At 36.8% G+C, this 4426-nt stretch carries 4 protein-coding genes and 1 pseudogene; 2 read left to right on the top strand and 3 right to left on the bottom strand.

From position 1 onward, the window contains the following. Positions 1–559 (bottom strand): annotated as a pseudogene (locus FTV42_RS15670) (hypothetical protein); the annotation flags it as partial. A gap of 558 nt (positions 560–1117) precedes the next feature. Between FTV42_RS15670 and FTV42_RS15675 the strand changes: the two are divergent. Both FTV42_RS15675 and FTV42_RS15680 read left to right on the top strand, forming a co-directional pair. After that, a complete protein-coding gene (locus tag FTV42_RS15675) occupies positions 1118–1627 on the top strand; it encodes a hypothetical protein (RefSeq protein WP_046206310.1) in 510 nt (169 codons plus the stop codon). A gap of 27 nt (positions 1628–1654) precedes the next feature. Beyond that, on the top strand, positions 1655–1990 hold the full coding sequence (locus tag FTV42_RS15680) for a hypothetical protein (protein ID WP_075175697.1): 336 nt from the start codon (positions 1655–1657) through the stop codon (positions 1988–1990). A 112-nt stretch (positions 1991–2102) separates the two neighbouring features. Here the strand turns inward: FTV42_RS15680 and FTV42_RS15685 are convergent, their stop codons facing one another. Next, the gene (locus FTV42_RS15685; protein ID WP_004911237.1) at positions 2103–3308 is read right to left on the bottom strand and encodes an IS256 family transposase; all 1206 of its coding nucleotides are present in this window, start codon (positions 3306–3308) and stop codon (positions 2103–2105) included. A gap of 71 nt (positions 3309–3379) precedes the next feature. After that, a complete protein-coding gene (locus FTV42_RS15690; RefSeq protein ID WP_127801920.1) occupies positions 3380–3970 on the bottom strand; it encodes a recombinase family protein in 591 nt (196 codons plus the stop codon). Positions 3971–4426: the final 456 nt, after the last annotated feature.

Here is a 4426-nt window from a genome sequence, read left to right on the forward strand (position 1 = left end):
TTAAGTAATCCGCTATAAGCTTAAAGAGTTCATTATCTTTATTTACTGTAATAGCCGTACGCCCAATAACAGGTAAATTACTTGCCTCAGTTTTTTCTAGACACTCTTGAATAGGTTCCATCTTGAACTCTAAACCACCGAGTTTTAATAAGGAAAATACATTATGTAAATAGTTTTTAAAACCTGCTGCTGTTGGTGCACCAAGACGACTAGCGAAAGAAAAAATATTTCGATTAGGATCAAAGAATATATAAGATGCAAAACCAATATTGGTATCTTCTTCTAACTCTTTCAAAATATTTGATGCATGTATATTGTCTGCGGTCTTTTTAATTTTTTGCACTGCATCATTCGTTTTTGCAGAAACAAAGAGATAAAAATTTTTAATTCCATCTACTGGCACCAAAAATATTTTGTCCCCAGTCATAACTATATTACTAGCAATTTTCATACTAGTATCCCAGTTTGTAAGAGCCTTTAAAAAAGGCTTTAAGTCAAATGGGTATACCTCTAGAGTATTAGTGTCTTGAATGTCATAACAGTAATGATAAATTTTCAATTCGTTTTTCCTAAAGTGAGATCGCTCTTTATTTGATCAAATAACTATATATTGTATTAATTTTAAAATAAATACCCATATATAGTGTTTTCAAGAGGCTTTAGAATCTAAACGACAAGTATTGACGCTCTATTTCACTTATATTCTAGAAAATTAAAAAATCACTTATCTATTTAAAGATTATTTGTGGTTTTGTATTTAACATAAAATCTCTTATGCGAAATCTCAGGCAAAAATCCCAACCGAGGGTTGGGAGAGATAAAAATTGACCCTAAATCACGTGGCTAGATAGGTCATAATTATTTTATTAACTTTCCGCCTTGCTTAAGAACAATATATAAAAAATCTAAAATACATAAAACTGATAACACTAAGAATAATGATCGACTTACCAGATAGCCAATTTGTTATAAACATATAATCTAGAGATTGAAATAAAATAATAGTGTTTTTTTTCATTACTTTAGCTATACAAATCTGGTTTTTTATGTCCTTAGACATACTTGAAAAATACTCTATTCTTATGACCTTTTAAAATATAATTTGTCTGAGCAAATCATGAAAATATTTTTCCTTACTTTAGTTGCTTTAGCTTTAACAGCATGTTCCAAACCTCATGATAAATATGTTGGTTACTGGCAACTTGAAGATACAAAATATCCAAAAGTTTTAGAAATCTATAAAGAGGGCAAAGAAACTTACATCGTAAATGAGAATATTCTTTCAGAAACTGATTGGTTTGGAAATAAAAAATCAGGAACGGTTTTAGAGAAGAAAGAAAAAGAACTTGGTGTGAATAACGGTTTAGCAGTTATCACATTCAACTTATCTGATGATGGAAAAACACTGCGAATTAGTAATCAACGCTATACCAAAATTAGTGAAGATGATGCAAAACAGATGATCACACATAAGAAAAACTGCGAAAGCTTAAGATTGAAATATAGAGAGGAAGCTAAAGCATTCAATATTTTTGCGCGAGATGCTCAAAAAGTCGAACAGGATAAAATTAAAGATAACTATCGAGAGCTCCAGAAAGAAATTCCTAATTGTAGTTTTGGAATCTAACTTATTTAAATATATTTAGGAAAATTTATGAAAAATTTCAAATTATTACCATTGTTATTTGCATCTCTTTTTGTAGGATGCGGCACAGTCGGAAATATGGTCATCCAGGATCAAACTTTAGAACAAAAGGCAGCCTTTGCTTTAAATACAACTTCAGACAAAGTGGCCATATCAAATAGACAAGGATCTATTGATGGCACGATAAACTTTGTAGCCACTGTAGGAAAAAAATCACATCAATGTTATATCACAACAGTTGGAGGAGCTATTAGTTCCCAGGCAGTTTGTTCGGGTTCTAACTCTGTAAAACAAAGTAGTGATAAGCAATGTAATGCTCTATTGAAAGCAGCAGGCCGCTGTTAATTTTTATGCAAAAGCTCAGGTTAATCCTGAGCTTTCTGTTCAATCTTATCATTGGCAGAGAACATACTTGGATTTGTAGAGAGCGTTCAAAATTCTGTGTCAGCCGAATTGGCTAGAGTTTAATTATATCATCGAGCCTGCCTTCAAAGTAAATCGATAACTGTGTGATGGTTTGCCCCCAGTTTGTCACCGGCATTGTCCATTTTTCAGAAGCCTGTTGAATGCCAATATACAGCAATTTCAGCAGGCTATTTTCATTCGGGAAAGCCCCCTTGGTTTTGGTCAGTTTTCTGAATTGGCGATGTACTGCTTCAACCGCATTGGTGGTATAAATTGGCTTCCTAACCGCTTTCGGATATTTGAAATAGGCACTGAGTAAATGCCATTTTTCACGCCATGAACGAATGACTTTCTCGTATTTATCCCCCCATTTGGCTTCCAGCTCATCTAGCGCCATTTCAGCTGCCTGCTTGGTATCTGCTCGGTAAACAGGCTTCAGATCAGCCATAAAGGCTTTTTGATCCTTACTGGCCACATAACGCAAGCTATTGCGGATTTGGTGAATAATACATAACTGCACTTCTGTCTGCGGAAATATCGCAGCAATTGCTTCAGGGAAGCCTTTAAGCCCATCAACGCAGGCGATCAGAATGTCTTGTATGCCACGGTTCTGCAAATCTGTGAGTACGCTGAGCCAATAATTAGCACCTTCACTTTCTGATAGGTAAAGACCCAGCAGTTCTTTATGGCCTTCGGTATTTAATCCCAGCACGGTATAAACGGCTTTGTTGACATAACGGCCTTCATCCTTGATCTTGTAATGGATGGCATCGAGCCACACAAAGGGATATACGGCATCAAGCGGCCTCTGTTGCCAGGCACGTAATTCGGGGATTAGCTTGTCTGTAATATTGGTAATGGCACCCTCGGAAATATCCAGTGCATACATATCGGCAATATGTTTTTGAATATCACGGTAGCTCATGCCGAGCGCAAACAGTGAGATGACTTTACTGTCGATCTCTTCAGAGAGTTTGGTTTGATTTTTCTTGACGAGTTGAGGCTCAAAATCACCAGTGCGATCACGAGGTGTTTCCAGTTCAAATGAACCGGAGGATGATTTTACGGTCTTGCGAGAGTAACCATTCCTGCGATTGGATGGTTTAGGATTTTCTTCCAGATAGTTTTCAATTTCAGCATTTAAAGCCGCTTCTGTCAGCTGTTTGATTAGTGGTGTCAGGATACCGTTTTCACCAGTGAGGGGTTGTCCTGACTGTAATTGTTTTAAAGCTGCTTCGAAATCAAAGTTGTTTGCCATGATGTGTCATTTCCTGTTTGATTCAGTTTATTGAAATGACACAGATTTTTGAACACTACCAATTTTTATTTCTATATCGTCCTCTGTACTCGATATACAGTAGCGATACCCACACCTACAGCTTTTGCTACTTCTTCTTTTGTCATATTTTCGGCCTTAAGTAGCTGTTTAATACGCTCATGCTTAGCGGTATTGGCTTTCTTTCCTGCCGGCTTGTAACCTGACCTTTCTAGTCCTTGCTTAATGCGTTCTCTCCTTTTGTCGTTATCAAGCTTCGCCATAGTTGCAAGTAGGTCTATCAACATGCTGTTGATGACGTTCAGTATCTCTCCTGTCATGCCACTATTAACGACGTGTGTTGTGGGTAGATCAGCGACGACCAGGCGCAGTCCTTTGCTCTTGATCTGTTGCTTAAGAATGTCGAAGTCGGCTTGTTCTAGGCGTGACAATCTGTCGACCGATTCCACGAGTAAAATGTCACCTGGCTCTGATTCGTTTAAAAGCCGATTGAGGATGGGTCGGGTTAACTTCGTGCCGCTTTCATTTTCGATGTATTCAACGTGTCCAGCGCTATAGCTCTTACTGAACTCGACCAAGTCACTGAGCGCTCTTTCAGCATCTTGCTCTTTAGTTGATGCACGTACATAAATGCGAACTATCATAACCGACTACCTATCAAAAAGACTTAAAAAAATAAGTACAATGATAATACTATCATTTAATAAAGATTAATAGTCTATTGATAGGTATTTTTATCATTTAATACTTTTATCTTTTATGTATAGTGCAATGATAGTGTTTCTTGAGGCTCGTACGTGAATGAAATTATTTTTTATGGGTAGTTCTGCTCTTTAATTTACGTAGAACCAAGCAAAACGAAAAAAACCGCCTGATCCAGCAGGCGGTTTTAATATTTAATAGAGTAATGGTTGCAAGATTTGCGTGAGCTGAATTAAGTCTGCTAGCAAGCTAATAGCTTGTAGAATCAATTTCAGTGAAATCATATTCATGCCTTACCTCCTCTCTGTTTGTGAGAAGGCAATGACAAATTCCGGTTGTGTTCAACGGTCTTTTCGACTTTAATATCAATTTATATACCTCATCGTTGTCTTCTCTGG

Source organism: Acinetobacter sp. YH16052, assembly GCF_013417155.1.
GTDB lineage: Bacteria > Pseudomonadota > Gammaproteobacteria > Pseudomonadales > Moraxellaceae > Acinetobacter.